Below are 26879 nucleotides of genomic sequence, written 5' to 3' on the forward strand. Positions count from 1 at the left end.
TTAACCTTTTAATTTTTTAATTTTTTTTATTATTTCATCAATTGATAACATTTCAGTTTTTGCATTTAACTCTTTAAATTCAAATTTATCTTCACTACTTTTTGAGCCAATAATAATTTGAAAAGGAACTCCTATTAAATCAAAATTTTTAAATTTGCTTGATGGGCTTTCTAAAGTGTCATCTAGTATGACATCAATTGAATTAGCTTTTAAAGTTTCGTAAATCTTTCTAGCTTTATCTAAAGGCGCTGTATCTGATTTATTATTGAGAGGTATTATTGCAATATCAAATGGAGAGATTACTAAAGGCCATTTCATAACCCCTTGCACACATTTTGCCTCTATAACTGCTGCAACCAGTCTTGAAACTCCAATTCCATAAGAGCCCATTTCCACATGCACATTTTTTCCCTCTTTATTTAAAACATTTGCCTTCATTGGTTTTGAATATTTATTTCCAAAATAAAAGATGTGACCTACTTCTATTCCTTTGGTAACCACCTGATTAGCTTTAGAAACTTTTTCATTAAATTCTTTTTCAGAATGTTTTTCATCGGTCGCGCTATAAGGAGTGGAAAATGCTGAAATCATTTTATTAATTGATGCTTCAGAATTATCAAAACTATGAATGTCGATATTTAACAATGATTTATCTAAATAAACTTGGCTCTCTCCAGTATCTGCTAAAATAATAAATTCATGGGAGTTATCTCCGCCAATGGGACCTGAACTTGCTCGAAGAGGTAATGCTTTTAATTCTAATCTAGTAAATGTTCTAAGATATGCATAAAACATTTTATTATAAGATTTAAGAGCGTCCTCTTTTGTTAGATCAAAAGAATAGGAATCTTTCATTAAAAATTCTCTACAACGCATAACTCCAAATCTTGGTCTAATCTCATCTCTAAATTTCCACTGAATATGATAAAGTATTAAAGGTAAGGATTTATATGATTTTACATTGTCCCTAAAAATTTCAGTAATAAGCTCTTCATTAGTTGGTCCGTACAATAACTCTCGATCACTTCGATCTTTAATTCTAAGCATTTCTTGTCCGTAATCATCATATCGACCACTTTCTTTCCAAATATCTGCTGATTGAATTGTTGGCATTAACATTTCTTGAGCACCAACATTATCTTGCTCTTCTCTGACCACCTGTTCAATTTTCTTTAAAACTTTAAGTCCTAATGGCAGCCAAGAATAAATTCCTGCTGCACTTTGTCTGATCATTCCAGCTTTAAGCATTAATTGATGAGATTTTAATTTAGCATCAGCTGAAACTTCTCTAAGAACTGGAAAAAATAATTTTGAAATCAGCATTAAAATAATAACTTTCTAATATTAAACAAATCTAATTTGTCTGCTGCAAAGATTAAAGAAAAAATAACGGTTGTTATAAGTGTGGTAATTAAAATCTTTTTTTTCATTTTAGATTCAACAGGTGCCCCAGGGTCAGTACCTTTTTGATAATTTGCAGAATCAACTTGATTTTTAATGCCAAAAGGCAAAACCATGAACAAAATAACCATCCATAGATTTACATAAATAATAACTCCACCCATTATCGACATACACTAAAGTCTAACTAAATTAATATTTACTAAGGGTTTTTTTCCAGATTTATCGTTAATTAATTTTCTACAGTTTCCTTTTAAAGTATCGATTAAATTCTTTTCTTGTTTTGAATTATTTAAATTAAAAGTTTTGCAAGTATCCATTACGATATCCTCTAAATCATATTCTATCTCACTTGCATCTTCATCGATTAAGGGGATTCCTTTTAAGGTAATCACTGGATTGTTTTTTATTTGCCCATTTTTAGAAATTAAAACAGTAATCTCCATATAGCCGTTAGCTGCCATATTTCTTCTCTCTTTTAAAACGGGCGAGTCATTATCAATTAAAACTTTTCCATCTAAATAAACTCTACCCCAAGTCACTTTATCAACTACCTTGGGCTCACCTGGTGAAAGTCTTATAATTTCACCATTGCTTACTTTAATTGGAAACTTAACGCCCATTTCTTTTGCAAAATTTATATGCTCAGCCATATGTCTTTGTTCGCCGTGAACTGGGATTAAAATTTTTGGTTTTATCCAATTATACATTTTTTTAAGATCCTCTCGGGCAGGATGTCCTGATACGTGGATCATAGAGTTTTCTTCTGATAAAACATTAATATCATTTTTAGAAAAATCGTTAAAAATTTTAAATAATTTTTTCTCATTTCCTGGAATTATTCGAGATGAAAAAATAACATTATCATCTTTTTCAAGTTGAAGATCTGGATGCGTTCCATTTGCAATTCTTGCTAATGCTGCGCGTTGTTCTCCTTGTGAGCCAGTACAAAGAAAAACAATTTTATTTTTTGGAATTTTTTTTGAATCTCTAACATCAATTGGGACTTTTATATCTTGTAAATAATTACATTGTCTTGCCAGTTGATAAATTCTATTCATAGATCTTCCAACTAAGCAAACTTGTCGGCCAATTTTTTCTGCAACTTTAAATACCGTTTCCATTCTTGCAACATTTGAGGCAAAGGATGTAATAACGATTCTGTTTTTCATTTTTTCTAAAACAGTAAAAAGTCCAGTTCTTACTAAACTTTCTGAACCAGAAGATCCTAAATTAAAAATATTAGTTGAATCGCAAACCATTGCGAGAACACCTTTTTTTCCAATTTCCGTTAATTTCTTAATGTCGGTTTTTTCGCCAATTAAAGGATCATCATCAATCTTCCAATCTGCGGTGTGTAAAACAACGCCTTCTGGTGTTGTGATTGCAAGTCCGTTGGGTTCTAAAATAGAATGGGTAAGTGTTACGTAATCAATATCAAAGGCTCCAAGTTTAACGTTGCCGCCTAACTTAACAATTTTTAAATGGCTGCCGATATTAATTTTTAGTTCTTTAAACTTTTCTCTTACAATTGCTGCGGTAAATGGAGTTGCATAAATTGGGCACTCGAGCATAGGCCATAAATGTGCGATTGCGCCAACGTGGTCTTCATGGGCATGGGTTAAAACAATTCCTAATAAATTTTCTTTCTGATCTGCAATAAATTCTGGATTAGGCAAAATGACTTCAATTCCTGGAATATTATCATCTGAAAAAGTAACGCCGATATCAACGATAATCCATTTGTACTCACCTGGCTTACCGTAGCCAAATAAGTTCAAATTCATTCCAATTTCACCTGCTCCACCCAGCGAGCAATAAACTAACTCTTGTCCACCTTTAACCATTAAATATTTTTTAAATTAAATTTTAGAGTTTCAGCTATACCTCTTAAGGTTATTTGCTGATCAATGACTTTGTCTTTAAATGGAAATGAAGAATAGAAAATATTTGCAAGTCCACCAGTAAAAATAACTAAATATTTTTTCTTTGTTTCTATAATAATTTTTTGCACTAGCTCTTTAATTAAACCAATATAGCCCCAATACATACCGTTATTCATGGCGCTCACAGTATCTTTTCCTATGAATTTGCTAGTTTTCTTTAATTTTATAAGAGGAAGTTTAGCAGTTGCTTCTTTTAAGACCTTTAAGGACAGATTAATACCAGGGGTAATCATTCCGCCCACATAAGTATCTTTAATAATAACATCAAAGGTAGTCGCCGTTCCAAAATCAATGATAATTGAATTTTTTTTATAAATTTTATAAGCTGCAATAGAATTAACTACTCGGTCGGAACCTACTTGGTTTGGTTTATTAATTTTAATTTTAATAGGTAAATTTATATTTCTATCTTTGACTTCATTTAGATTAATATTTTTTCCCTTTAGTAATTTTTTTAATTTATTAAATGCCTTTGGAACAACGCTTGAACACATTGCGCCTTTATAAAAATTCTTTTTAATTTTTTTATTAACACTGCCGAGACGACCTTTTAAAATATCAGAAGTATCAACGGTAAATTGGTTAAAAAATTTATTTGTAATTTTATTAAAATTAGTAAAATCTATATTAGTATTACCGATATCAATGATTAAATAATTCAAATTAAACTACCATGGCTAAAATAATCTTTGCGATTATTGTGCTCTAAAATTAAAGCACCGTTATTGTTAATACCTCTAAAAATACCTCTATAAATCTTATTTTTTGTCTTGAAATTTATAAACTTATTTTTGTTAAAAGCATATTTATTCCATTCTTTTAAAATATTTTTAAATGAATGTTTTTTGTTGATAATATTACTAATAAAAGCTGCCTTAAGTTTTTCAACCAATTCATTGAGATTTATTTTCTTTTTAGCCTCTTTATTTAAATATGTGGTTGGGTATTTCTTAATTTTAGGTGAGGATTGAATATTAATTCCAATGCCAATAATTAAAAAAAACTTTTTGAAAACAATACTTTCCTGAAGTATTCCACAGACTTTTTTATTATTAATATAAAGATCATTGGGCCATTTTAATGAAAGATTTTTAATACGATATTTTTTTAAAATATTTCTAATCTGTAATTGAACTAAAAATTGAATTTTTTTTAAATTAGATCTTAGAATTGGAAAAAAAATAGTAAAATATAAATTTCCTTTAGGGGATGACCATTGATTTCCAAACCTTCCACGCCCTTTTGTTTGCTCATCAGCTGTAACTATTCCTTTACTAATTTTATGTTCTGTAATTAATGTTCGAGCAAAATCATTAGTGCTCTCTATTTTTGTAAAATTAAAAATAGGCAAACTCATTTATTTTATATTTTTCGTAATATTTTCTACAATGGTATTTAATGTGGATGGATCAATAAAATAAAACAATACAACTACGGTTGAAACGATTAATGAAAATTTTAAACCATAACTAATTTTTTTATCATAACTTTCTTTAGCTGGATCAAAATAAATAACTTTAATAATTCGAAGATAATAAAAGGCTGCAATGACAGCAGACAACAATCCTATAACTGCAAGGTAGTAAATTTTTTGCTGAATAATTGCGAAGAAAATATAAAATTTTGCAAAAAAACCAGCAAGCGGCGGGATTCCTGCTAATGAAAAAGTAAGAATAGTTAAACAAACGGCAATGAGCGGATGATGCTTTGAAAGACCAGAAAGATCAGAAATATTTTCAAAATAAACACCATTTCTATTTAAACACATGATGCAGGCGAAAACGCCGATATTCATAAATACGTATATGACAATATAAACTAAAACTGCGCTCAAAGACTGCGGGGTTGCTATGGCAAGACCTGCAAGGATGAAACCAACATGACCTATGGAACTGTAGGCCATAAGTCTTTTTAAATTATTTTGACCAATTGCTGCGACCGCTCCAAGAAACATGGAGGCAATGGATAAAATAATAATAATAGTCTTCCATTCATTAATAAAGTTTACGTAAGGAACATTTAAAAATTTTATCAATGCTGCTATGGCTGCAACTTTAGGAGCCATGGCAAAGAAAGTTGTAACTGATGTAGGCGACCCTTCATAAACATCTGGAGCCCACATATGAAATGGCACCGCTGATATTTTAAATGCTATTCCGCAAAGAATAAAAACTAACCCGAATTTTAAAGCTCCACTTTGTTCTGATGCAACTTTAGCAATTGCAGAATAGTCAACAGAGCCTGTAAATCCATAAACTAATGAACAACCATATAATAAGAGACCAGAGGATAATGAGCCTAAAACGAAGTATTTTAAGCCTGCTTCCGATGATTTAAGAGACTTAGTGTTAATTGCAGCAAGAACATAAAGACATAATGATTGAAGTTCTAATCCTAAATAAAAAACAATTAGGTTGTTTGCACTAATCATTACAAACATTCCAAGTGTTGAAAGTAATAAAATGATTGGATATTCAAATTTAGCAATATTTAATCTTTCTAAATAAGAGTTTGAAATTAAAACTGTAAATAGAACAGAAACAAGAACTAAAATTTTCATAAAGTTAGATAAAGGATCAATGGTGTAACTGTTTGAAAATAGAGTGGCAGATCCTGAGAAATTAAAATAAATAACAAAAATTAAGCCAGCGAGTAATACCAGCATAATATAATTTAAAAATTTATTAAAAGTTTTTGAAAAAACACCAATGACTAATAGAGTGAATGAGCTTAATAATAAAAATATTTCTGGAATAATATTTATCATTTAATAGCTCCCATATTTTTAACAATTAAATCAACTGATGATGAAATGGGTTCTAAAATTAAGTTTGGGTATACACCAAATATAATTGTTAAAATCATCAATAAAAATAAAATAACAAATTCTGTAGCATCTAAATCTAATAATTTTTCACCGTGATTGTTAACTTTAAATTCGCCAAACACAACACGCTTGCATAACCATAATGAATAGGCAGCTGATAAAATAACTCCCGTTGCTGCAAGTATGGATACGATATAATTTACTTTAAAAGTTCCAATTAAAGTTAAAAACTCACCAACAAATCCACTAGTGCCTGGCAGACCTACATTTGCAAGGGATGAAAATACAAAAACTAAAGCAAATTTTGGCATAATATTTACAACACCTGAATAATCTTCAATTAATCGACTGTGCACTCGGTCATAAAGAACTCCAACACATAAGAACAATGATGAAGAAATTAATCCATGACTAATCATTTGAAAAATTGCCCCATCTATTCCTTGTTTGGTAAATGAAAAAATTCCAATGGTGACATATCCCATGTGAGCAACTGAGGAATATGCAATCAACTTTTTCATGTCTTTTTGCATAAGCGCAACAAAAGATGCATAAATAATTGCAATAACACTTAGTACAAATACAAAATTTGCAAAATAGTGAGAGGCAATTGGAAATAGACCGAGAGAAAATCTTATAAATCCATAGCCAGATATTTTAAGTAAGATGGCAGCAAGGATTACAGATCCTGGCGTTGGTGCTTCAACGTGGGCATCGGGTAACCAAGTATGAAATGGCCACATTGGAAGTTTTACAGCCAATGAAATAAAAAAACCTAACCACATCCAGTATTGCAAGTTTTCAGGAATTTTGGCTCCCATTAACTTAACAAGATCTAATGTGTTCATGTTCCAATAGATGGCAATAATTGCAATCAGCATGAAAATTGACCCTAAAAACGTATATAAAAAGAACTTTAATGCAGAATAAACCCGTCTTTCACCACCCCAAATTCCAATAATTAAAAACATTGGAATTAGTCCGCCTTCAAAGAATAAAAAGAATAAGAATAAATCTAATGCACAGAATACCCCGATCATAAATGTCTGCATGATCAAGATTGCAATTAAAAATTCTTTAATTCTTTTCTTTAAACTATTGATCGCAGCAAAAATACAAAGGGGAGAAATAAAAGTTGTAAGTAAAACTAAAAATATTGAAACACCATCAACACCCATTTTATATGAAACAAAATTTTTAATCCAAGCCGACTCTTCTACAAATTGAAAGCCGGGATTTGTTGTGTCAAATTTGCTCCATAAAAATAATGAAACAATAAAATTGACCAGTGAAACTAATATTGAAATATTTTTAGAAGAGCGTTCAACAACTTCATCGGTTCCACGTCTAAGTAAAATATAAATTACTCCGACTAATGGAAAGAAAGTTAAAAAAGTTAAAATTGGAAAGCTCATATTAAATAATAATTAAAAACGTAACAATGATGATTAAACCAATTAATAAAATTGTTGCATAATGATATAAATAACCAGACTGCATACTACTTGCTCGATCAGATAAATTTTTTACAACTCTTGCTATTCCATCAGGACCGTAAGCATCTATGGTTTTAACATCCCCTCTTTGCCATAAAAAATTACCAATACTTCTAAAGGGTCTTACAAAAATAAAATCGTATAATTCATCGAAGTACCATTTTTTAACCAAAAAATTATACAAGGGTTTTTGACTATTAATAAAATTTTCAACAATATCTTTTCTCTTTAAAAATAAAATAAATGATAAAGGTATTGCGGAAATTACTAAAGTTGGAATTAAAATTAGCAACCATAACGGTGGATGACCATGTGCAGTTTGCTTTAAGAAAAATATTGCCTTACCCCAGAATTTTGTATTCTCACCAATAAATATTTCATGAAAAACATACCCTGAAAATATTGCACCAATTGCAAGAACAACTAATGGAATAATCATAACAAGTCCGGATTCGTGAACTTTATCAAAGCTCATGGCATTATTATATTTGCCATGGAAAGTTTTAAAAATTAATCGCCAAGAATAAACTGAAGTAATAAAAGCTGTGGTTAAGCCTATGACAAATGCATAACCTGCAAATAAACTTTTAGAAAAATAAGCTGACTCTATAATTGCATCCTTTGAATAAAATCCTGCAAGTAATGGAAATCCTGTTAATGCTAAAGTTCCAATTACCATTAACGCATAAGTCATTGGAATTTTTTTCCAAACTCCACCCATTTTTTCTATGTTCTGTTCATCATGGAATGCATGAATGACTGAACCTGCTCCTAAGAAAAGAAGAGCCTTAAAAAAAGCATGGGTAAATAAGTGAAATATAGCAATATTATAAGCCCCCATTCCTGCTGCAAAAAACATGTAACCTAATTGGCTACACGTTGAATAGGCGATAATTCTTTTTATATCAGTTTGAACGATGGCAACGGTTGCTGCAAAAATCGCAGTGGTTGCCCCAACAAATGCAACTAAATTTAAAGCATATTGTGAGTACTCAAATAATGGTGAACATCTTGCAACTAAAAATACTCCAGCAGTTACCATGGTTGCAGCGTGGATTAATGCAGAAACTGGTGTTGGTCCTTCCATAGCATCTGGAAGCCAGGTGTGTAAAATAATTTGTGCAGATTTTCCCATGGCACCAATGAATAAAAATACACAAATAGTTGTAATTAAATTAAATTCACCTCCAAAAATTTTTATAGTGTTTTTTGATTGCTCTGCAGCTTGAGTGAATACTTCGCTAAATGTTAAAGTTCCAAAAGTTTTAAAAATTAAAAACATTGCAATTAGTAAACCAAGATCTCCGACACGGTTTACTATAAAAGCTTTCATTGAAGCATTGTTTGCACTTTCTTTCTTAAACCAAAAACCAATTAATAAGTAAGATGCAAGTCCAACACCTTCCCAACCAAAAAATAATTGTAAAAAATTATCAGCTGTAATTAAGGACAACATCATGAAAGTAAAAAGAGAAAGATAAGACATAAATCTTGGCTTATGCGGATCATGACTCATGTAACCAATTGAATAAATATGAACTAGTGCAGATACAGAATTTACAACAACAAGCATCACAGCTGTGAGTGAGTCCACATAAATAGACCAATGAAGTTTTAACGTTCCAGAGGTTATCCAATTAAAAATTGGATACTCATAAGTTTTTCCGGTTTTAATAGTATCTAATAAAATTATAGAAGAAAGTATTGCACCGATAACAATGAATGCAGATGTTAAGATCTGACATGTTTTATCTCCAATCTTTTTGTAAAAAAAAGCAGAAATAAAAGATCCAAGTAATGGTAAAAATAAAATTAAATATAGCATTTAACCTTTCATCGAGTTGATATCTTCAACTTGAATCGATCCTTTGTTTCTAAAAAAGACAACAAGTATCGCAAGTCCAATTGCAGCCTCTGCAGCTGCAACAGTTAAAATAAAAAGAGTAAAAATTTGTCCTGTAATATTTTGTAAATAAACGGAGAAGGCAACAAGGTTAATATTTACCGAAAGTAAAATTAATTCAATGGACATTAAAATAACGATCACGTTTTTACGATTTACAAATATTCCAAAAACACCAAGTGTGAAAATAATTGCTGATAAAAAAAGATAATGGGCTAATGTAACTTCAATCATTGATCTTCACTCCCTTGTTGCTCTCAGGATCTGCAAGCTCAATGGAGTCCTCCCTTTCACGAGATGACTGCTTTAAAATATCCTGTCTTTTAATGTTATCTCTACGTCTAAAAGTTAATAAAATAGCCCCTATCATAGCCACTAACAAAACCACTCCAGATAACTGGAAGGGTAAGAAATAATCGGTGTAAAGTAATTTTCCAATTTGCTCAGTGTTGGTCTCATTGGCATCGTATGCAATTTTAGCGGTCTTTATAAATTCAGGTCTATACTGCCAGCTGCCAATAATAATTATTAATTCAAAAAATATAACTGCTGCAATTAATAATCCAAAGGGCATGTACTGTAAAAAGCCTTGTTTAATTTTTATAAAATTTCCCTCTAACATCATCACCACAAATAAAAATAAAACTGCAACAGCGCCCACATAAACAATTAATAAAATCATTCCAACAAACTCAGCTCCGATCATAATGAATAAGCAGGAAACATTTACAAAGGCTAAAATTAAAAAGAAAACTGAATGAACGGTATTTTTTGAAGAAATAACCATAATACTTGAGAGAATAGTTATTGAGGACAACAGGTAAAAAATTAACGCGTGCGCAATCATCGAAACGACTTATCTACCTTAATGTTATGAGCTAATTCTTTTTCCCAACGATCACCATTTTCTAAAAGTTTTTCTTTATTGTAATACAACTCTTCTCTAGTTTCTGTTGCGAATTCAAAATTAGGTCCTTGAACAATTGCATCCACAGGACAAGACTCTTGGCAAAGACCACAGTAGATACATTTCAACATATCAATGTCGTATCGTGTGGTTCTTCTAGATCCATCCTCACGAGGTTCTGCTTCAATGGTAATAGCTTGAGCTGGACAAACTGCTTCACAAAGTTTGCAAGCAATGCATCTTTCTTCTCCATCTGGATAACGTCGTAATGCATGCTCTCCTCTAAATCTTGGACTGATTGAACCTTTTTCAAAAGGATAATTTAAAGTTGCTCTTCTTTTGAACATATAAATGAAAGCAATATAAAGTCCCTTAACAAATTCAGACAAAAAGATAATTTTTAATATTCTAGAAAATTTTAATTTCATTTTGGTAATAAGTTAAAAAAATATAAAAAAGCCGCTGTTAACACCACCCAGAATAATGAGAATGGTAAAAACACTTTCCAACCTAGTCTCATTAATTGATCATATCGATATCGAGGCACTATGGCTTTCACCAAAGCAAATAAGATAAATAAAAATAATATTTTAAATATTAACCAAAGTGGGGCTGGAATTGCATTAAACGGATAAGCATCTATTGGAGATAACCATCCACCTAAAAATAAAACTGAACCAAGGCCACATAAAAGTAAAATATTTGCATATTCACCTAACCAGAATAGAGCATACATCATTCCTGAATATTCAGTTTGATATCCAGCAACTAATTCAGCTTCAGCCTCTGGTAGATCAAAGGGAGGTCTATTGGTTTCTGCAAGTGCAGAGATAAAAAAGATAACAAACATTGGGAATAATGGGATGGCATACCAAATATTCTTCTGTGCAAGGACGATATCTACTAGGTTTAAAGAACCTGCACATAGCAAAACGGTTATAATAATAAATCCAATGGAGACTTCGTAAGAAACCATCTGCGCAGCAGATCTAAGTGCTCCTAAGAATGGATACTTAGAATTTGATGCCCATCCTGCCATGATAATTCCATAAACACCAAGGGAAGAGACTGCAAAAATATATAAAATTCCAACATTAATATTTGCAAGTACTAAAGTTTCACTAAATGGAATAACTGCCCAAGCGATTAGTGCTAAGGACATGGTCACAATAGGTGCAATTATAAAAATAACTTTATTTGCATGGATTGGAATAATTACTTCTTTAAAAATATATTTAAGTGCATCGGCAGCAGTTTGTAACAATCCAAAGGGTCCAACAACGTTAGGTCCTTTTCTAAGTTGCACTGCTCCCCATACTCTTCGATCTACCCAAACAATCATTGCTACAGCAATTAAAACTGGAACAAGTAGTGCGGTAATCTTTAAAAGATCGTAGAGAACAATATTTAAATATTCAAACAACATTAGTTATCCGTTCCCGTTTTTTGCAAAACTTGTTTTGCTTTTTTGCATTCATCCATAGTCTTAGAGGAAGCTGCAATGATGTTTGAAGAATAAAAATCAAAATCAGCAATTTTAATATTGCCATTTATCGGAGTAATATTTTTATATGTTAAAGTTTCTAAAGATAAAGTTGGTAATTGATCTATATCTTTAAAGATTGGAAAATCTTTAAATAAATTTTCTCTTAAAATTTCATGGGTGTTAATATCAATTGTTTTTTTATAAACCTCAGACAAAGCTCTAAATATTTTCCAATCCTCTTTAGCATCGCCTGGAGGGAAACTCGCTTTATTCGCATTTTGAACTCTGCCTTCGGTATTAACATATAAACCTTGTTTTTCTGTGTAGGCCGCACCTGGTAAAATTACATCTGCAATTTTACTATTCAATCCACCATGTGATCCTTGGTAAATTATAAATTTATTTTTAGTATTAATCTTAATCTGGTCTGCACCTAAAAGATAAACTACTTTTAAAATATCATCATTCAATTTATCTAAAAAATTAGGTTTGATTAAATTTAAATAAATTGCACCAACACTAGATGCGTTTTGATGTAAAATATTTAAACCATTCCAGTCATTGTTTATAAAATTATTTTCTTTTAAAATCTTTTTAACTGACTCTAATACATATTCACCATTTGAGCTCAGTCCTGACTCGCCAATTATAAATACTGGCTTCTTTACAGATTTAAGACTGTTATAAATTTTTCCATTTTTTGCTAAAATTTCACCTATTGCAGAAAATGAAGAACCGACATTTTCATAGGGATAAGTAAGTTCCCCTACATCACCAATTGAATAAACCTTGGTTTTTCTAGCCAAATAAGCCTTTCGAATACGAGCATTTAAAATAGTTGCTTCAAGCCTTGGATTAGTCCCAACTAAAACTACTAAATCCGCTTCTTCTAAACGTGCAATGGATGTGTTGAAAAGATAATTAGCCTTATGAGATGTATCGATGTGATAATTGGTTGGTCTGAAATCAATATTGTCTGAAGATAAAACATCTTTAAAAAATTTCTTAAACATATACATACTTTCAACATCTACTAAATCTCCAACTGCTCCAAAAACTTTATCTCCTGTGAAACCCTTTGTGTTATCTAAAATAAATTTAAAAGCCTCATCCCAGCTACATGCTTTAAGTTTTCCATCAACTTTAATGAAAGGAGTATCTAATCGGTTTTTCAATAATCCATCGCAAGCATAACGAGATTTGTCACTAATCCACTCTTCATTAATTTCATCATTTAATCTTGGCAAAATTCTTTTAACTTCCCAACCTTTAGTATCCACACGAATATTTGATCCAACTGCATCCATAACATCGATGCTTTCTGTCTTAGTTAACTCCCAAGGTCTTGCTTCAAAAGCATAAGGCTTTGATGTTAAGGCGCCAACTGGGCAAAGATCTATAACGTTTGCTGATAATTCTGAGTCAATGGTTTTTTCTAAATATGTTGTCACTTCCATATTTTCACCACGGTTAATTGCACCAAGATCTGGTACACCAGCAACTTCAGATGCAAAACGAATGCAACGAGTGCAATGAATACATCTTGTCATGACCGTTTTTATTAACGGTCCCATATATTTTTCTTTTACTGATCTTTTATTTAATTCATATCGAGATTTATCAACTCCATATTTCATCGATTGATCTTGTAGATCACACTCTCCACCTTGATCACAAATAGGACAATCTAGAGGGTGATTGATAAGCAAGAACTCCATTACACCTTGTCTTGCTTTTTTAACCATTTCAGTATTGGTGTAAATTACTTGGCCGTCAGCCACTGGCATTGCACATGAAGCAACGGGTTTTGGAGATTTTTCCATCTCCACTAAACACATTCTACAATTTCCAGCGATGGATAATCTTTCGTGATAACAAAATCTTGGAATTTCTTTTCCAGCAACTTCACATGCCTGCAAAACCGTTGCGCCCTGTGGCACTTCTACTTCAATTCCATCTACTTTAACTTTTGGCATCTATATATTTTTATTTGTTAATCTATCTTCCATTTCAGTTCTAAAATGTCTTAGCAAACCCTGAATTGGCCAAGAGGATCCTTCACCGAATGCACAAATAGTGTGACCTTCGATTTGTTTGGTCACATCCATTAACATGTCTAATTCATGAACCTCAGCATCCCCTTTTGCAATTCTCTCTAACATTCTCCACATCCAACCAGAGCCTTCACGGCACGGAGTGCACTGACCACAACTTTCATGCTTATAAAATCTAGCAATTCTGGCTATGACTTTAACTATATCTTGCGACTTATCGATTACGACAATTCCAGCAGTTCCAAGGCCACTTTTAGCCTCAACTAATGCATCAAAATCCATTTTTATGGTATCGCAAATTTTTTTACTTAATAACGGCATTGAAGATCCACCTGGAATAACTGCTTGTAAATTATCCCAGCCACCAATTACTCCACCTGCATGTTTTTCAATTAAATCTTTAAGGGGAATTCCCATTTCTTCTTCCACATTACATGGGTTATTTACATTTCCAGAAATACAGAAAATTTTTGTTCCTGTATTTTTAGTTCGTCCAAATCCTGCAAACCATTTTCCACCTCTTCTTAATATGGTTGGCACCACCGCAATGGTTTCAACATTGTTTACAATGGTTGGACATCCATAAAGACCAATTAAAGCTGGGAAAGGTGGTTTTAATCTTGGCTGACCTTTATTTCCTTCTAAGCTTTCAAGTAATGCCGTTTCTTCTCCACAAATATATGCACCAGCTCCAAGATGAATATAAATATCTAAATTAAATCCGGTACCACAAGCATTTTTTCCAATTAATCCTTCTTTATAAGCTTCATCGATTGCTTCCTGTAAAATTTTACTTTCAGCAATATATTCACCACGAATATAAATATAACAGGTGTTTGCATTCACTGCATAAGATGCAATTAAACATCCCTCAATTAATTTTTGAGGTTCAAATCTTAAAATATCTCTGTCTTTACAAGTTCCAGGTTCAGACTCATCGGCATTGATAACTAAATAATGAGGTCGACCTGGTTTGACTTCCTTTGGCGCAAAGGACCATTTAACTCCCGTTGGAAATCCAGCGCCACCTCGACCACGAAGTTCTGAAAGTTTAACTTCATTAATAATCCAATCTTTTCCCTTAGCGATAATATCTTTTGTATCTTTCCAATCCCCTCGAGCTTTTGCAGATTTAATATCTCTACCAAAGTCACCATATAAATTTGTAAATATTCTATCTTTATCCTGCAGCATTTAATTTTTTACCAATGATAATCGTTTACTTGGCTCAAAACCCACCCGCCCTTTTTGCGATCCTGGTTTTGGTAACTTATCGTTTTTTATTCCTTGAAAAATTTTAGTTGCAGTCTCCTCAGTTAAATCTTCGTAAAAGTCATCGTTGATTTGCATCATAGGTGCACTTACGCATGCGCCTAAACACTCCACTTCAATCCATGAAGCTTTTTTATCACTACTCAATTTTCCTTCATTTTCAGAAATATGTTTTTTACAAAGATTAACAATTTTACCAGAGCCTCTAATCATGCATGGAGAAGTGGTACAGACTTGTACGAAATATTTTCCAACGGGCGCCAGATTGTACATGGTGTAAAAAGTTGCAACTTCATAAACGTTTATGTAAGGAACTTCCAAAATCTCACCGATTTTTCTTATTGCAGCATTTGGAATCCAATTGTCATGCTGTCTTTGCGCTAGATCTAAAAGTGGCATAACTGCACTCTTTTTTCGCTCTGTTGGGTATTTTTTTAAAATCTCCTGAATACGTTTTTGATTATTTGCATTAAATTCAAATGTAGCGGGTTGATCTTTTGCAACATGTTTTCCACTCATCGATCAATTTCTCCAAAAACAATATCCATTGAACCTAGTACAGCTGGAACATCTGCCAACATATGACCTTTAACGACATAATCCATTGCTTGTAAATGTGCAAAGCCCGGCGCTTTAATTTTGCATCGGTAAGGTTTGTTAGAACCGTCTGCAATTAAATAAACTCCAAACTCACCCTTAGGTGCTTCAACACAAGCGTACACTTCTCCTTTTGGAACATGATAACCTTCAGTGAATAATTTAAAGTGGTGAATTAAAGCTTCCATTGATTTTTTCATAGCAGCTCTTGAAGGTGGTGATACTTTTCCATCGGTTGTCATCACAGGTCCATCTGGAATAGTGTTTAAAGCGTCCACAATAATTTTTGTACTTTCTCTCATTTCCTCAATTCTACAAAGATATCGATCATAACAATCACCATTTTTTCCAATTGGAATTTTAAATTTAAATTTGTCATATACTTCATACGGCTGCGATCGTCTTAAATCCCAAGGAATACCAGAGCCCCTTAACATCACTCCAGAAAATCCATGGGCCACTGCATCTTGCGGACTGACAACACCAATATCCACATTTCTTTGTTTAAAAATTCTATTATCTGTTAATAAATTTTCTAAATCATCGATAACTTTTGGAAAATTTTTACAAAATTCTAAAATATCTTCTTTAAGTCCAACTGGAAAATCTTGATGAACTCCACCCGGTCTAAAATAATTTGCATGCAACCGTGAACCTGAAACTCGCTCATAAAATACCATTAACTTTTCTCTCTCTTCAAAACCCCAAAGAGAAGGTGTTAATGCACCAACATCCAATGCTTGCGTTGTAATATTTAAAATATGACTTAAAATTCTTCCAATCTCACAAAATATAACTCGAATATAACTGCCTCGTGCAGGAACATTAATTTCTAATAATTTTTCAATGGCAAGAGCAAAGGCATGCTCCTGGTTCATTGGTGCAACATAATCCAGTCGATCAAAATACGGTACTGCTTGGGTGTATGTTTTGTTTTCAATTAATTTTTCCGTTCCTCTATGAAGCAATCCAATATGTGGATCTGCTCTTTCAATTACTTCACCATCCAGTTCAAGAATTAATCTTAATACTCCGTGCGCAGCAGGGTGCTGCGGACCAAAGTTAAGATTCATTGTTTTTGTTTCTTTAGCCATTATCTCTTGTCCTGTTCTTTTTTAATGTATTTGGTTCCCTCCCATGGGGACTCAAAGTCAAAATCTCTGTAAGCTTGAGCTAGTTTTACTGGCTCATACACTACTTTTTTAAGCTCATCATCATATCTAACCTCTGTATGACCCGATAATGGAAAATCCTTCCTAAGCGGATAACCTTCAAATTCGTAATCCGTTAAAATTCGTCGAAGATCTGGATGGTTGGTGAATTTAATTCCGTACATATCAAAAGCTTCTCTTTCAAACCAATTTGCAACCGGAAATATTGGCACCACACTTGGTAGAGCTTCATCTAATTTAACTGAAGTCTTAACGGTAATACGATTATTAAATTCGTGACTTAATAATAAATAGATAACATCAAATCGGTTAGCTCGTTTTGGATAATCCACACCTAAAATATCAACTAACTGTCTAAATCTTAAACTTTTACTATCACGAAGATAAATTAATAACTTTGGCAACTCCTCCGTTGAAATTTCAAGAACTGGTTCTGAAAAATTTTCACTAATTACTAAAGATTTAAACTCACTTTTTAAATTTGGATCTAAGTTTACTTTTTGCATAATTATCTTTCGATTGTGCCTTCTCTTCTAATTTTTTTCTGTAATTGCAATATTCCATAGAGCAAAGCTTCTGCAGATGGAGGGCAGCCTGGAACATAAATATCAACAGGAACAACCCGGTCACAACCTCTAACTACAGCATATGAATAATGATAGTAGCCACCACCATTAGCACAGCTACCCATGGAAATTACATAACGAGGCTCTGGCATTTGATCATAAACTTTACGAAGTGCTGGAGCCATTTTATTTGTTAAAGTTCCAGCAACAATCATCACATCGGATTGTCTTGGGGATGCTCGAGGAGCTGCTCCAAATCTTTCAAGATCATATCGTGGCATGGACGTTTGCATCATCTCAACTGCACAACAAGCAAGTCCAAAGGTCATCCAATGTAAAGAGCCTGTTCTTGCCCAATTGATTAAATTTTCACTGGAAGTTGTTATAAAACCTTTTTCAGTAAACTCTTTTGCGAGCTCTTTAAATTCTTCTGGAACTTGGTCTAATTTATTTTGTATCATTCCCAATCCAAAGCTCCTTTTCTCCACTCATAAATAAAACCAACAGTTAAAGTTCCAAGGAAAATCATCATGGACCAAAACCCCAAAGAGCCGATCTGACCTAAGGTGATTGCCCATGGAAAAAGGAAAGCAACCTCAAGGTCAAAAATAATAAAAAGAATAGATACTAAATAAAAACGCACATCAAACTTCATTCTTGAATCTCCAAAAGGCTCAAATCCGCACTCATAAGCTGATAGTTTTTCAGCATCGGGTTTGCTTGGAGCGCACAGAAAATTAACAACAATAAAGGCTATTCCAACTCCGATGGCGACGAACAAAAATATTAAAATAGTAAGATAGTTTTGTAAGTATTCAAAGAACATTGGTCATTCTTATATAATAAGAATAAAGACAACCAAACATTCAATTTGACACAACTGTGAATAGATTTTCTTAAAAAAGTTATTGTATTTAAAGGGGTTATTTAGAGGAAATTATTTATACTTTTCTACTTTTTCTTTCAATTCTTTGTATTCTTCGCAGTTACAAGTCTTTAAAACTTCTAAAATTTTCTTAGCTTCGGCAGGTCGCTTTGTTTGAAGATAAAGTTCACCTAAATACTCATTTGCACCAGGATGCTTTGGATTAATTTTAAGAGCTGCTAAGTAAAATTTTTCTGCCTTTTCAAACTGTTTTAGATTTCTAAGTGAATAAGCGTAGTCATTTAAAATGTCAGGATTGCTTGCATTTTTACTATCTTTTAATAGTTCTTCTAACATTACAGCTGCCTTATCAAACTTTTTACTTTTAACTAAAGTTTTTGCCTCAGCGTAAGTTGGGTTAGTTTTTTTAATAATTTCTGGAGACGGACCAGAGTCTGCAGCCTTTAGATCTAAAGTGCTAAGTGAAAATGCAAGTAAAACTGTAAGAAAAATAGTTTTTATCATAACTAAAATATGTTTTAATCATAATTACAAAAAATGGTTAAAGCAATTAGAATTACAGAGACTGGTAATACAAACGTGATGAAGTTTGTAGATGTGGAGCTTAAAAAGCTAGCACCCAATGAAGTCTTAATAAGAAATAAAGCAATTGGATTAAATTATATCGATGTTTATCACCGTGCAGGGACCTACCCTTTACCCCTTCCAACAGGGATCGGCCTTGAGGCTGCTGGAGTAATTGAAGAGGTTGGATCAGATGTAAAAGAATTTAAAGTTGGTGACCGTGTTGCCCATGCTGCTGCACCTCCAGGATCGTATTCAGAAAAACAAGTTTATCCGCAAGAAAAATTAGTAAAAATTCCAGATTACATTTCAGATGAAATTGCCTCATGCATTATGCTTAAGGGAATTACCTCTGAATATTTATTACACCGAGCTTATAAAGTTAAAAAAGATCAATTTATTTTATATCATGCTGCCGCAGGTGGAGTTGGCCAAGTGTTATGTCAGTGGGCAAAATCTTTAGGATGCAAAGTTATTGGCACCGTTGGTTCAGAAGATAAGGTTAAAATTGCAAAGGAAAATGGCTGTGATTTTGTCATTAATTATTCAAAGGAAAGTTTTTCGCAAAAGGTAAAAGAAATTACAAATGGAAAAATGCTTGATGTGGTTTACGATGGTGTGGGCGCTAAAACATTTGAAGAGTCCATTGAATGTTTAGCAATCCGCGGAACCATGGTTTCCTTTGGTAATGCATCAGGACTAGTTGAAAAGGTTGATCCTAAAAAACATATCGCACCAAAGGGATTATTTTTTACTCGTCCTTCAATTGCACATTATACGGTAACAAGGGAAGAATTAGTTAATAGTACAAACACTGTATTTGATGCAATCAAAACAGGTAAATTTAAAGTTAAAATATTTAAAAAATTTGCACTTAAAGATGCAGTACTAGCTCACGAAGAATTAGAGGCTAGAAAATTAACGGGCCCTTCGATTTTAGTTCCGTAATTAAAATTGTCTGAAGATAAACAAAAAGAAATTATAGAAGTTAAAGAGGTTGAGGCTGAAAGAATTAACCGTGAAGAAACTTTTCGCCCAAGATTTAAAAGAATACGTTTAAGTCCCCTTTTTCTCATTTCCATCTTAATTTATATAATCAGTGGAATTTGGGGATTGTTTATTTGTTTTGCAGTGGTGAAAGATGTTTTTGGTCCAATTATTGCTTTTTTAGGATTAATTTTTTTTCCATTTATTCTAACCCTTGCTCCTTGGTATGCTGCATTAGCAAACCATGATTTTTATCCACTGCTTATAGTTTATGGTGGAATAATTTTAGGAACTTTTTTTTTTAGAATTGCAATCCGATCAACCTTTAAAAACCAGTGATGGTGCCCTAATACGGACTTGAACCGCAAACCTACTGATTACAAATCAGTTGCTCTACCAATTGAGCTATTAGGGCATTTAGTAAAAAGAGATTTTAGTACATAATCTAAAATATAAAAACAAACATTATTTTGATTATATTAAATCAATAAACTCTGTATTTTGAGCAAAAATTAAATTTATAATTTTAACTACTATTCAAACCTCAGCATTTTTACATCCCTGACTTCTATTTTATCATGAAAGTCTGTGTAATTAACTTTTTCTTGTTCATTGAGTGCCGGCCTTCTAAAGAATATTTCAATCTCTCTCTTGTCTTTTAAGTAATCATGTAATGACTGAACATTTTTAAACTCTTTTCCATCCACATACATAATAACATCAAACTTTCGAAGTTTTCCTGATGCAGGGCCACTTCTTAAATTTTGTACAACTAAATTTCCTTTTGGATTTGCCATCCTCTGATTGATTGCAAGTCTTGTTGAGGATGCTTTATCAGAGATTATTACATTAGAAAAAATCAGACCAACTCTGTCTGTGATACTGCCTTTTGATTTTAAGGTTAATTTAAGTTCTTGCTCTTTATTATCTCTGATAATTTTTAAATTAACATTAGTTTTTCCCCTTGTTTCATGGGAAAGCTGTGTTGGATTTTCAATCTTTATTCCATCAATCTGTATTATCTCATCACCCACTTTTAATTGATTATCGTTTGTTAAAACTTCAGACACTTTCAAGAATTTTCCTTGTTCTTTATTGTTTGCAAAGATCACATTAAAATTTAATGGGGATGGATCTTTTTTATTCTTAAATAAATCAATAACTTTGCAGACTGTATATGATGGTAATGCAAAATTAAGTCCTTCATTCTCTTGAATCCCAAATGAATTAATTCCAACAACAAGTCCTGATTTTACATCTATAAGTGCACCTCCAGAATTTCCTCTATTTATTGCAGCATCAGTTTGAATGGACTCAAAAAAATCACTTTCAAACCTTACGGCTGAAATAATTCCTCTTGTAATAGTAAAATCTTTTCCCGCTGGATGGCCGAAGGCAACAACTTCCTGTCCTTGATTATAATTATTTTTACAATGTAGCTTTGCCTCAACTGCATTATTTGGAATAGATTTTGGATCAATCTTTAAAAATGCAAGATCCAATTCAGGATCGATATAAGCTTGTTTGGATTGGACGGGATTTGAATATTTAAAGTTAACTCGATTTAATGCAGGCGAATAAGATGCAACATGAGCATTTGTAATTATAATCCCATTTGCCTTATCAATTAAAAACCCCGAGCCAGCACTTGGGGTATAAGAGTCCTCAAGAAATGGTGTGTCAGTTGAATTATAAATTTTAACAGTATACTTATTCGCCTGATCTAGAATTCTTTCTAGTTCATTAGCATAAACACTTGATGTTAAAGCTAATATAATAAATATTATTTTTTTCATTTAATTACTTTTAACTCATTTATAAGATTAAAAAGTTTATACTGATCAATCTTATCTCCTGATTTCACTATACGTGGATGATTTATATAGTAGAAGATCTTTCTATATTTTTCCTTCGAATATCTAAATTGATAATAAAATCCAAGTTTTTGAAACATACTTGTATCAAATAATTGCCCCATACATCGATGCCAGGCAAAGAAGTAATGAACTACTGAATAATGTAGTAACTCTGGTTCAAGCTTGGGTAAAGCTTCTTTAAACTCTATCCAAGTTTTAAGTTCACCTAGATATTTCATATATAAATCACTTAATTCTGAATTTATTTTATATTTCTTCTGATATAGAAAATGAATGTAAGCATCACGAGCATTATATCGATGGCGTCTATTATCTCTTATTTTCTTTCGAGCTTTCTCAAAATGAATGACTATAGCTTTCATAAAACTATGATTAAAATGATTCTAAATTGCTAGAAATTATAAAGAAATTAAAGCTTAATACCTATTGTGGCTGTGGAGTAATTTAATCTATTAATTGAGATTGTAGTTATTAGATTATTATTTTTTAATCATTTTTTTTTAAAAATCTTGAATAAATAAAATTAAAGAAAAAAAAGACCAAATAAGTGAAAAAAAACATGATGACCAATAGTCTTCTTTTGTAGCTATATAATTTTTAGAAAATATTTTCATAGTAATTATTCCAAGAAGACCCATAAAAAATGGTAAAGGCAAAACAAAACCTAAAGCAAAACCAATTGAATAAGGAATATCTTGTTCTAGTTTTAATTGAATAATGAATACAATGATTATTAAAATACCTATTAATACCAAAGTATTTCTTGTAGAGGAGATATCTCTTAAAAATTTTTGCTTTTTTGAAAAATAAATACCAAAGTAACTAGTTAAAATTAATAGTAAAATTAAGATTATTGCTACAAAACTAATACTCATTTTTAAAATATATCTTATGATGTCTTTATTAACGATAAGTAAAAAATGATAATTTAAGCTATTTTTTATGTTTTTTTATTAGATAAATTTCTAGTATTGGAATTTAATGTTAAATCTAAATATAAACTATGTAGATGAATTATTTTTTTTATTTAATTTTATTTTTTTTGGTGAGTTGCACAACCATAATTGATGCAACAAATTATGATGATTTTAGAAGACAATCTTTACTAAAAGGTTTTTATTATAGTGCAGAAGCTAAATCAGATAATATTAGACATTTATACGACAGAGGAGCTTATGGGGCAGGAAATACACAGCTTAGAGCGAATCAAATTGCTATAGAATTTTGTATTAAAGCTGGTTTTAGAGATTGTATAATTACAAAAGAAAATGACAAAGTTATAAGATTAACTCAATGGCAGCAAGCTGAGGCAAAAGCTTTAGAGTTAAAAAATGCTGAAGCAAAAGCTTTAGAGTTAAAAAATACAAAATTACCAACTGATAATTCTTCTCAATATAAAAAAGGGTTGAAAAATAACTGGAAAAGAATTTCAAGAACCATAAATGACGATACACATTTTTATGTGGACACTTCATCTATTAAAACAGAAAAGTATTATAAATATTATTGGGTGCTAGCAGATTATTTAAAAAAAGATGGTGATAAAGTTAGGTCAGTTATTACTTACAATAAAGTTGATTGTGGAGACTTTAAATTTCAATTGTTAAAAATGATAATGTATGACGGACAGAAAGGTGAGGGAAAAAAATTAGACGAATTTGATATAAAAAATCCTGAATGGACAACAATGGATGAAAAAAAAACAGCTGGTGATATACTTTTAAGTTATGTTTGTAAAAGTTAGTTTAATTTAAGAATATTATTTAAGTTCTTTTACTATCTCTACAAAAAATCTTATTATTGCAAGTACGACAGATACTCTTGCGGCATAACCCCAGAACCCATTTTCTTTTTTTTTATTTTTTTCAATAACATAAAATCCTGCACTTCGCCAAATTCCAATAGATACAAAAATTGTAAAAATAATATAGGCAAGGGCATAAAGACCTAAAATAATAGCCGCAGAATCTGATTTAAGATTTTCAAATATAAACAATGGCAATGCTAAAATAATTGCCAATAAAACGCCGATGCCCCAATAACTATAAGCTAAAGACTCCTCACCTCGAATAAAAGGTTTAATTTTTGTTTCAATAAAACTATTTTCATTCTGAGATGAACTTCTTAAATTACTTTCCTTCTTAGAGTAAGATTTCTCTAAATTTTTAACTCTTCTATTTTCTCTTAACTCATCTCGTTTAGCACGCAACTCATAAATTCTATTTTCTTTATCGATTCTTTCTTGCTCAATTTTATTTTCTCTCTCAATTCGTTCAGCCTCTATCCTTTCTTGCTCCTCATAAAATTCATCTTCTAAATCTCTTGTTCTGATTTCAATATAAATTGCTCGAGCTTCATTTTTATCACCTCTTGCCTCTTTAAAAGCTTTCAACCAAGCCGTATCTTCATAATTATTTTTATCTAATTCCGATTTAACTATTTTTGATATTTTTTTTTCTAACTCTTTTTTTTGTGACATAAAGTAAAAATATTATGATAAAATTTAAATATATTTACGAGTATATATGCATTTAATACATTGAAAATAAATAATTTAAAAAAAAATGATACTTTATCTTACAATTTTGCCCGCCATACTCATTTTTTTATATTTTTATTTCGCCACTGAGTACAAAAATATTCATTCGCTTATTTTTCAAGTATTTGTAATTGGTTTATTCATAGCTTTTCCAGCTGGTGAGTTTAACTCTTATATTTTAGAAAATTTTTCAAATAACAATCCAGTCAATAATGCATTATTAACTGGTTTTTTTGCTGGCGGATTAGTTGAAGAATTATTAAAATTTTCTGTTTTATATTTTTTTGTTCTTGAGCATAATAAAATAGTTAAGCCAACTTATATTTTAATTTTTGGAATGATTGTATCCTTAGGTTTCGCTATACACGAAAATTATACATATGTGTTTACAAATAAAGATAAGGGATACCAACTTTATGTATCCCTAGTCAGAATCTACTCTGCGGTACCAATGCATATTTTCAATGGTGTTATTATGGGGTGTTTCTTTGCATTTTATAAATATAGTAAAAATATAAAGTTTTTAGGCTACTCAATCTTAGTCCCTATAATTTTGCATGGTAGTTATAATTTTTTATTAGGCGTAGACTTTCCGCACGTTGAAAAAATTATTGTAATAATTATGATTTTTTTATCCTATCAACTATATAAAATAGTTAGCAAGATCGAAACTTCCTACAGGTAAAATAAAAAAAAATTAAATACCTTCTAACATTCCTTGGATAAATCCAATTCCAAAAAGAATAGATGTAGCAACTATTACTACATAAATTACGTTTGCCCAGCCAAAAGTTTCTCTAATTCTAATTTTTTGTAATTTATAATTAGTAGCGCTTCTCCAAGTTCCTATACTTGAAAAAACATAGCAACCTACAACTATCCATGCAAAAATCCCTGGTATCAATGAATCAAGATTTTGTTTTGAACTATAATCATCTAAAATTGAAAATAAAAAAAAATTTATTAAAGTTAATAGTGAATACATTATCCAAAATGAAAAACCTAAAGATTCTTGACCATTAAAAAAGCTTATAATAAAATTTTTACCTTCTCTTACTCTAGGTTTAAAAGATCTTTCCGAGTTAAGATTTAAATCTTTTTTTGTTTGTGTATATACAAAGAAAATTACTCCTATTAGTAATATCAATACCCACCAATATTCTTTTATACTACTACTTGTTTTTAATTTTGCGCTCTCTGTAGATTTTGTTTTTTTTGTGAAATTTGAATTTTCATTTTCTACTTTTCTATAATTCTTTGCATCAGCATACTCATTCTCATTCCATGTTCCTGTCAATCTTTCGCCGTCAGAAAAAAAATAAGTCCCTGTACCGTGTCGCTTTCCATTTTTTACCTCACCTATATACTTATCTCCTGATGAAAAAGTTATAGTTCCTCTGCCGTTTGGACGATCATTCTTGTATTCTCCAGAATATTTATTTCCATTGGCATAAATATATGTTCCAAATCCATGTCTATCTCCATTTAAATATTCTCCCTCATATCTATCGGCAGGATCAGACCACTTGTAAATTCCGTAGCAATTTGTCCAGGTCTTTTTATTATAACTACCAACGCAATTTGGTAATTTTGACTGATTTACTGAAGATGCGGATGTTTTGCTTGTATTTGATATATTTGAAGTTTCGGTATTAAAGATTTTATCTCCGTAAATTTTTGCAGAGCGGCTTGAAAAATCTAAATTTTTGTAAAAAATAAATAGCTTTTCGGCATTCTTAATCTCAACTGTCGTGGCCTGTTTATAATTTACAGGTCCTGGGGCGGGATAATTTCTAGGTTTTGTATATGATAGCCAAACACCATTAGTTTTTTCATAAATATATTGTTTGTCACCCTCAATCCTGTAATGAAGTACAATTGAGTCTCTATCATGATATTCTATTAAGCCTTCTTGTAAGTAAAAAGTAATTTGATTATTAATATTATATGCGCAATCAAAAATACCGTTTTCTATTGCTATAAGTCTATTTGATTTATCATAATGAATTTTTTTTCCTTGCTTAAGACCATTTACATTAGCATTTAATTTCTTACAATTTTCAAAGTATGAATTATTTATTCCAAAATAACCCTGCTCATTAGTGTATCCAGCATCACTTTTTTCACCAACACTTAGTCCTTTATTTGTTTTATTATCATAAATAAGTGCAAATGTTCTTTCTGGAAAAATAGTTAATGCTAAAAAAAATAAAAATAAAAATATTTTATTCATTATTATTGATCAATATTATACTTTTTTTTAATAACTTCTAAGATTAAAAATTTTTTTATTACTTCAAAAATATTATTAATTTCATAACATCTTCAAAGTTGATGTTTAGGATGATTATGTCAATGTTTTTAAAGCTTTATTTATACTAGTTAGACTAGAAAAAAAA

The 26879-nt window shown here is 31.3% G+C and carries 29 protein-coding genes and 1 tRNA gene; 4 read left to right on the forward strand and 26 right to left on the reverse strand.

Going from position 1 to position 26879, the window contains the following annotated elements; genetic code table 11:
* The 20 genes from proS to CR143_RS03385 form a co-directional block, all read right to left on the reverse strand.
* The gene (proS, locus tag CR143_RS03290) at positions 1-1323 is read right to left on the reverse strand and encodes a proline--tRNA ligase (RefSeq protein ID WP_099340412.1); all 1323 of its coding nucleotides are present in this window, start codon (positions 1321-1323) and stop codon (positions 1-3) included.
* Positions 1323-1565 (reverse strand): DUF1467 family protein, encoded by a 243-nt coding sequence (locus CR143_RS03295; protein WP_204524584.1) that lies wholly within the window; start codon positions 1563-1565, stop codon positions 1323-1325. Before CR143_RS03295 ends, proS begins: the two co-directional genes overlap by 1 nt.
* Positions 1566-1577: 12 nt before the next feature.
* Positions 1578-3248 carry a ribonuclease J gene (locus tag CR143_RS03300; protein ID WP_099340414.1) on the reverse strand — a complete coding sequence of 557 codons (1671 nt, stop codon included), beginning with the start codon at positions 3246-3248 and terminating at the stop codon, positions 1578-1580.
* The gene (locus CR143_RS03305) at positions 3248-4009 is read right to left on the reverse strand and encodes a type III pantothenate kinase (protein ID WP_099340415.1); all 762 of its coding nucleotides are present in this window, start codon (positions 4007-4009) and stop codon (positions 3248-3250) included. The genes CR143_RS03300 and CR143_RS03305 overlap by 1 nt, the downstream gene beginning before the upstream one ends.
* Positions 4006-4704, reverse strand: a complete 699-nt coding sequence (locus tag CR143_RS03310; RefSeq protein ID WP_099340416.1) for a biotin--[acetyl-CoA-carboxylase] ligase — start codon at positions 4702-4704, stop codon at positions 4006-4008. Before CR143_RS03310 ends, CR143_RS03305 begins: the two co-directional genes overlap by 4 nt.
* On the reverse strand, positions 4705-6114 hold the full coding sequence (gene nuoN, locus CR143_RS03315) for an NADH-quinone oxidoreductase subunit NuoN (protein ID WP_099340417.1): 1410 nt from the start codon (positions 6112-6114) through the stop codon (positions 4705-4707).
* A complete protein-coding gene (locus tag CR143_RS03320; protein WP_099340418.1) occupies positions 6111-7589 on the reverse strand; it encodes an NADH-quinone oxidoreductase subunit M in 1479 nt (492 codons plus the stop codon). Before CR143_RS03320 ends, nuoN begins: the two co-directional genes overlap by 4 nt.
* Before the next feature lies 1 nt (position 7590).
* The gene (gene nuoL / locus CR143_RS03325; protein WP_099340419.1) at positions 7591-9495 is read right to left on the reverse strand and encodes an NADH-quinone oxidoreductase subunit L; all 1905 of its coding nucleotides are present in this window, start codon (positions 9493-9495) and stop codon (positions 7591-7593) included.
* Positions 9496-9807, reverse strand: coding sequence for an NADH-quinone oxidoreductase subunit NuoK (nuoK, locus tag CR143_RS03330; RefSeq protein ID WP_239923090.1), 312 nt, complete (start codon positions 9805-9807; stop codon positions 9496-9498). It abuts the gene before it with no gap.
* Positions 9800-10420 carry an NADH-quinone oxidoreductase subunit J gene (locus tag CR143_RS03335; RefSeq protein ID WP_099340420.1) on the reverse strand — a complete coding sequence of 207 codons (621 nt, stop codon included), beginning with the start codon at positions 10418-10420 and terminating at the stop codon, positions 9800-9802. Before CR143_RS03335 ends, nuoK begins: the two co-directional genes overlap by 8 nt.
* Positions 10417-10908, reverse strand: a complete 492-nt coding sequence (gene nuoI / locus CR143_RS03340; protein ID WP_099340421.1) for an NADH-quinone oxidoreductase subunit NuoI — start codon at positions 10906-10908, stop codon at positions 10417-10419. Before nuoI ends, CR143_RS03335 begins: the two co-directional genes overlap by 4 nt.
* Complete coding sequence (gene nuoH, locus CR143_RS03345) at positions 10905-11906, reverse strand: NADH-quinone oxidoreductase subunit NuoH (RefSeq protein WP_099340422.1); 1002 nt, start codon at positions 11904-11906, stop codon at positions 10905-10907. The genes nuoI and nuoH overlap by 4 nt, the downstream gene beginning before the upstream one ends.
* On the reverse strand, positions 11906-13942 hold the full coding sequence (nuoG, locus tag CR143_RS03350) for an NADH-quinone oxidoreductase subunit NuoG (RefSeq protein ID WP_099340423.1): 2037 nt from the start codon (positions 13940-13942) through the stop codon (positions 11906-11908). The genes nuoH and nuoG overlap by 1 nt, the downstream gene beginning before the upstream one ends.
* Complete coding sequence (nuoF, locus tag CR143_RS03355) at positions 13943-15214, reverse strand: NADH-quinone oxidoreductase subunit NuoF (protein WP_099340424.1); 1272 nt, start codon at positions 15212-15214, stop codon at positions 13943-13945. It abuts the gene before it with no gap.
* Complete coding sequence (gene nuoE / locus CR143_RS03360) at positions 15215-15811, reverse strand: NADH-quinone oxidoreductase subunit NuoE (RefSeq protein WP_099340425.1); 597 nt, start codon at positions 15809-15811, stop codon at positions 15215-15217.
* Positions 15808-16983: an NADH-quinone oxidoreductase subunit D gene (locus CR143_RS03365; protein WP_099340426.1), complete on the reverse strand. Its 1176-nt coding sequence runs from the start codon at positions 16981-16983 to the stop codon at positions 15808-15810. The genes nuoE and CR143_RS03365 overlap by 4 nt, the downstream gene beginning before the upstream one ends.
* The gene (locus CR143_RS03370; RefSeq protein ID WP_099340427.1) at positions 16983-17567 is read right to left on the reverse strand and encodes an NADH-quinone oxidoreductase subunit C; all 585 of its coding nucleotides are present in this window, start codon (positions 17565-17567) and stop codon (positions 16983-16985) included. Before CR143_RS03370 ends, CR143_RS03365 begins: the two co-directional genes overlap by 1 nt.
* Positions 17568-17569: 2 nt before the next feature.
* A complete protein-coding gene (locus tag CR143_RS03375) occupies positions 17570-18088 on the reverse strand; it encodes a NuoB/complex I 20 kDa subunit family protein (RefSeq protein ID WP_099340428.1) in 519 nt (172 codons plus the stop codon).
* Entirely contained in the window at positions 18085-18453 is a 369-nt protein-coding gene (locus CR143_RS03380) for an NADH-quinone oxidoreductase subunit A (protein WP_099340429.1), read from the reverse strand. Before CR143_RS03380 ends, CR143_RS03375 begins: the two co-directional genes overlap by 4 nt.
* A gap of 111 nt (positions 18454-18564) precedes the next feature.
* The gene (locus CR143_RS03385) at positions 18565-19017 is read right to left on the reverse strand and encodes a tetratricopeptide repeat protein (RefSeq protein WP_099340430.1); all 453 of its coding nucleotides are present in this window, start codon (positions 19015-19017) and stop codon (positions 18565-18567) included.
* A gap of 33 nt (positions 19018-19050) precedes the next feature.
* On the opposite strand from CR143_RS03385, the gene CR143_RS03390 reads away from it, so the two are divergent.
* Entirely contained in the window at positions 19051-20025 is a 975-nt protein-coding gene (locus CR143_RS03390; protein ID WP_099340431.1) for a quinone oxidoreductase family protein, read from the forward strand.
* Between the two features lie 6 nt (positions 20026-20031).
* Positions 20032-20403, forward strand: a complete 372-nt coding sequence (locus CR143_RS03395; RefSeq protein ID WP_099340432.1) for a hypothetical protein — start codon at positions 20032-20034, stop codon at positions 20401-20403.
* Here CR143_RS03395 and CR143_RS03400 read toward each other — a convergent pair.
* The 4 genes from CR143_RS03400 to CR143_RS03415 form a co-directional block, all read right to left on the reverse strand.
* Positions 20404-20479, reverse strand: a tRNA-Thr gene (locus CR143_RS03400).
* Between the two features lie 118 nt (positions 20480-20597).
* Positions 20598-21860: a S1C family serine protease gene (locus CR143_RS03405; protein WP_099340433.1), complete on the reverse strand. Its 1263-nt coding sequence runs from the start codon at positions 21858-21860 to the stop codon at positions 20598-20600.
* Positions 21857-22303, reverse strand: a complete 447-nt coding sequence (locus CR143_RS03410; protein ID WP_099340434.1) for a hypothetical protein — start codon at positions 22301-22303, stop codon at positions 21857-21859. The genes CR143_RS03405 and CR143_RS03410 overlap by 4 nt, the downstream gene beginning before the upstream one ends.
* A 138-nt stretch (positions 22304-22441) precedes the next feature.
* A complete protein-coding gene (locus CR143_RS03415; RefSeq protein ID WP_099340435.1) occupies positions 22442-22816 on the reverse strand; it encodes a hypothetical protein in 375 nt (124 codons plus the stop codon).
* 134 nt (positions 22817-22950) lie between these two features.
* Here CR143_RS03415 and CR143_RS03420 point away from each other — a divergent pair, with 134 nt between their 5' ends.
* On the forward strand, positions 22951-23685 hold the full coding sequence (locus tag CR143_RS03420; protein WP_099340436.1) for a surface-adhesin E family protein: 735 nt from the start codon (positions 22951-22953) through the stop codon (positions 23683-23685).
* Between the two features lie 15 nt (positions 23686-23700).
* Here CR143_RS03420 and CR143_RS03425 read toward each other — a convergent pair whose 3' ends face one another.
* Positions 23701-24420, reverse strand: coding sequence for a hypothetical protein (locus CR143_RS03425; RefSeq protein WP_099340437.1), 720 nt, complete (start codon positions 24418-24420; stop codon positions 23701-23703).
* Between the two features lie 85 nt (positions 24421-24505).
* Between CR143_RS03425 and CR143_RS03430 the strand changes: the two genes are divergently transcribed.
* Positions 24506-25165 (forward strand): PrsW family intramembrane metalloprotease, encoded by a 660-nt coding sequence (locus tag CR143_RS03430; protein ID WP_099340438.1) that lies wholly within the window; start codon positions 24506-24508, stop codon positions 25163-25165.
* 12 nt (positions 25166-25177) lie between these two features.
* Here CR143_RS03430 and CR143_RS03435 read toward each other — a convergent pair whose 3' ends face one another.
* Positions 25178-26713: an MORN repeat-containing protein gene (locus CR143_RS03435; protein WP_099340439.1), complete on the reverse strand. Its 1536-nt coding sequence runs from the start codon at positions 26711-26713 to the stop codon at positions 25178-25180.
* Positions 26714-26879: the final 166 nt, after the last annotated feature.

The organism is Candidatus Fonsibacter ubiquis (genome assembly GCF_002688585.1).
Classification (GTDB): domain Bacteria; phylum Pseudomonadota; class Alphaproteobacteria; order Pelagibacterales; family Pelagibacteraceae; genus Fontibacterium; species Fontibacterium commune.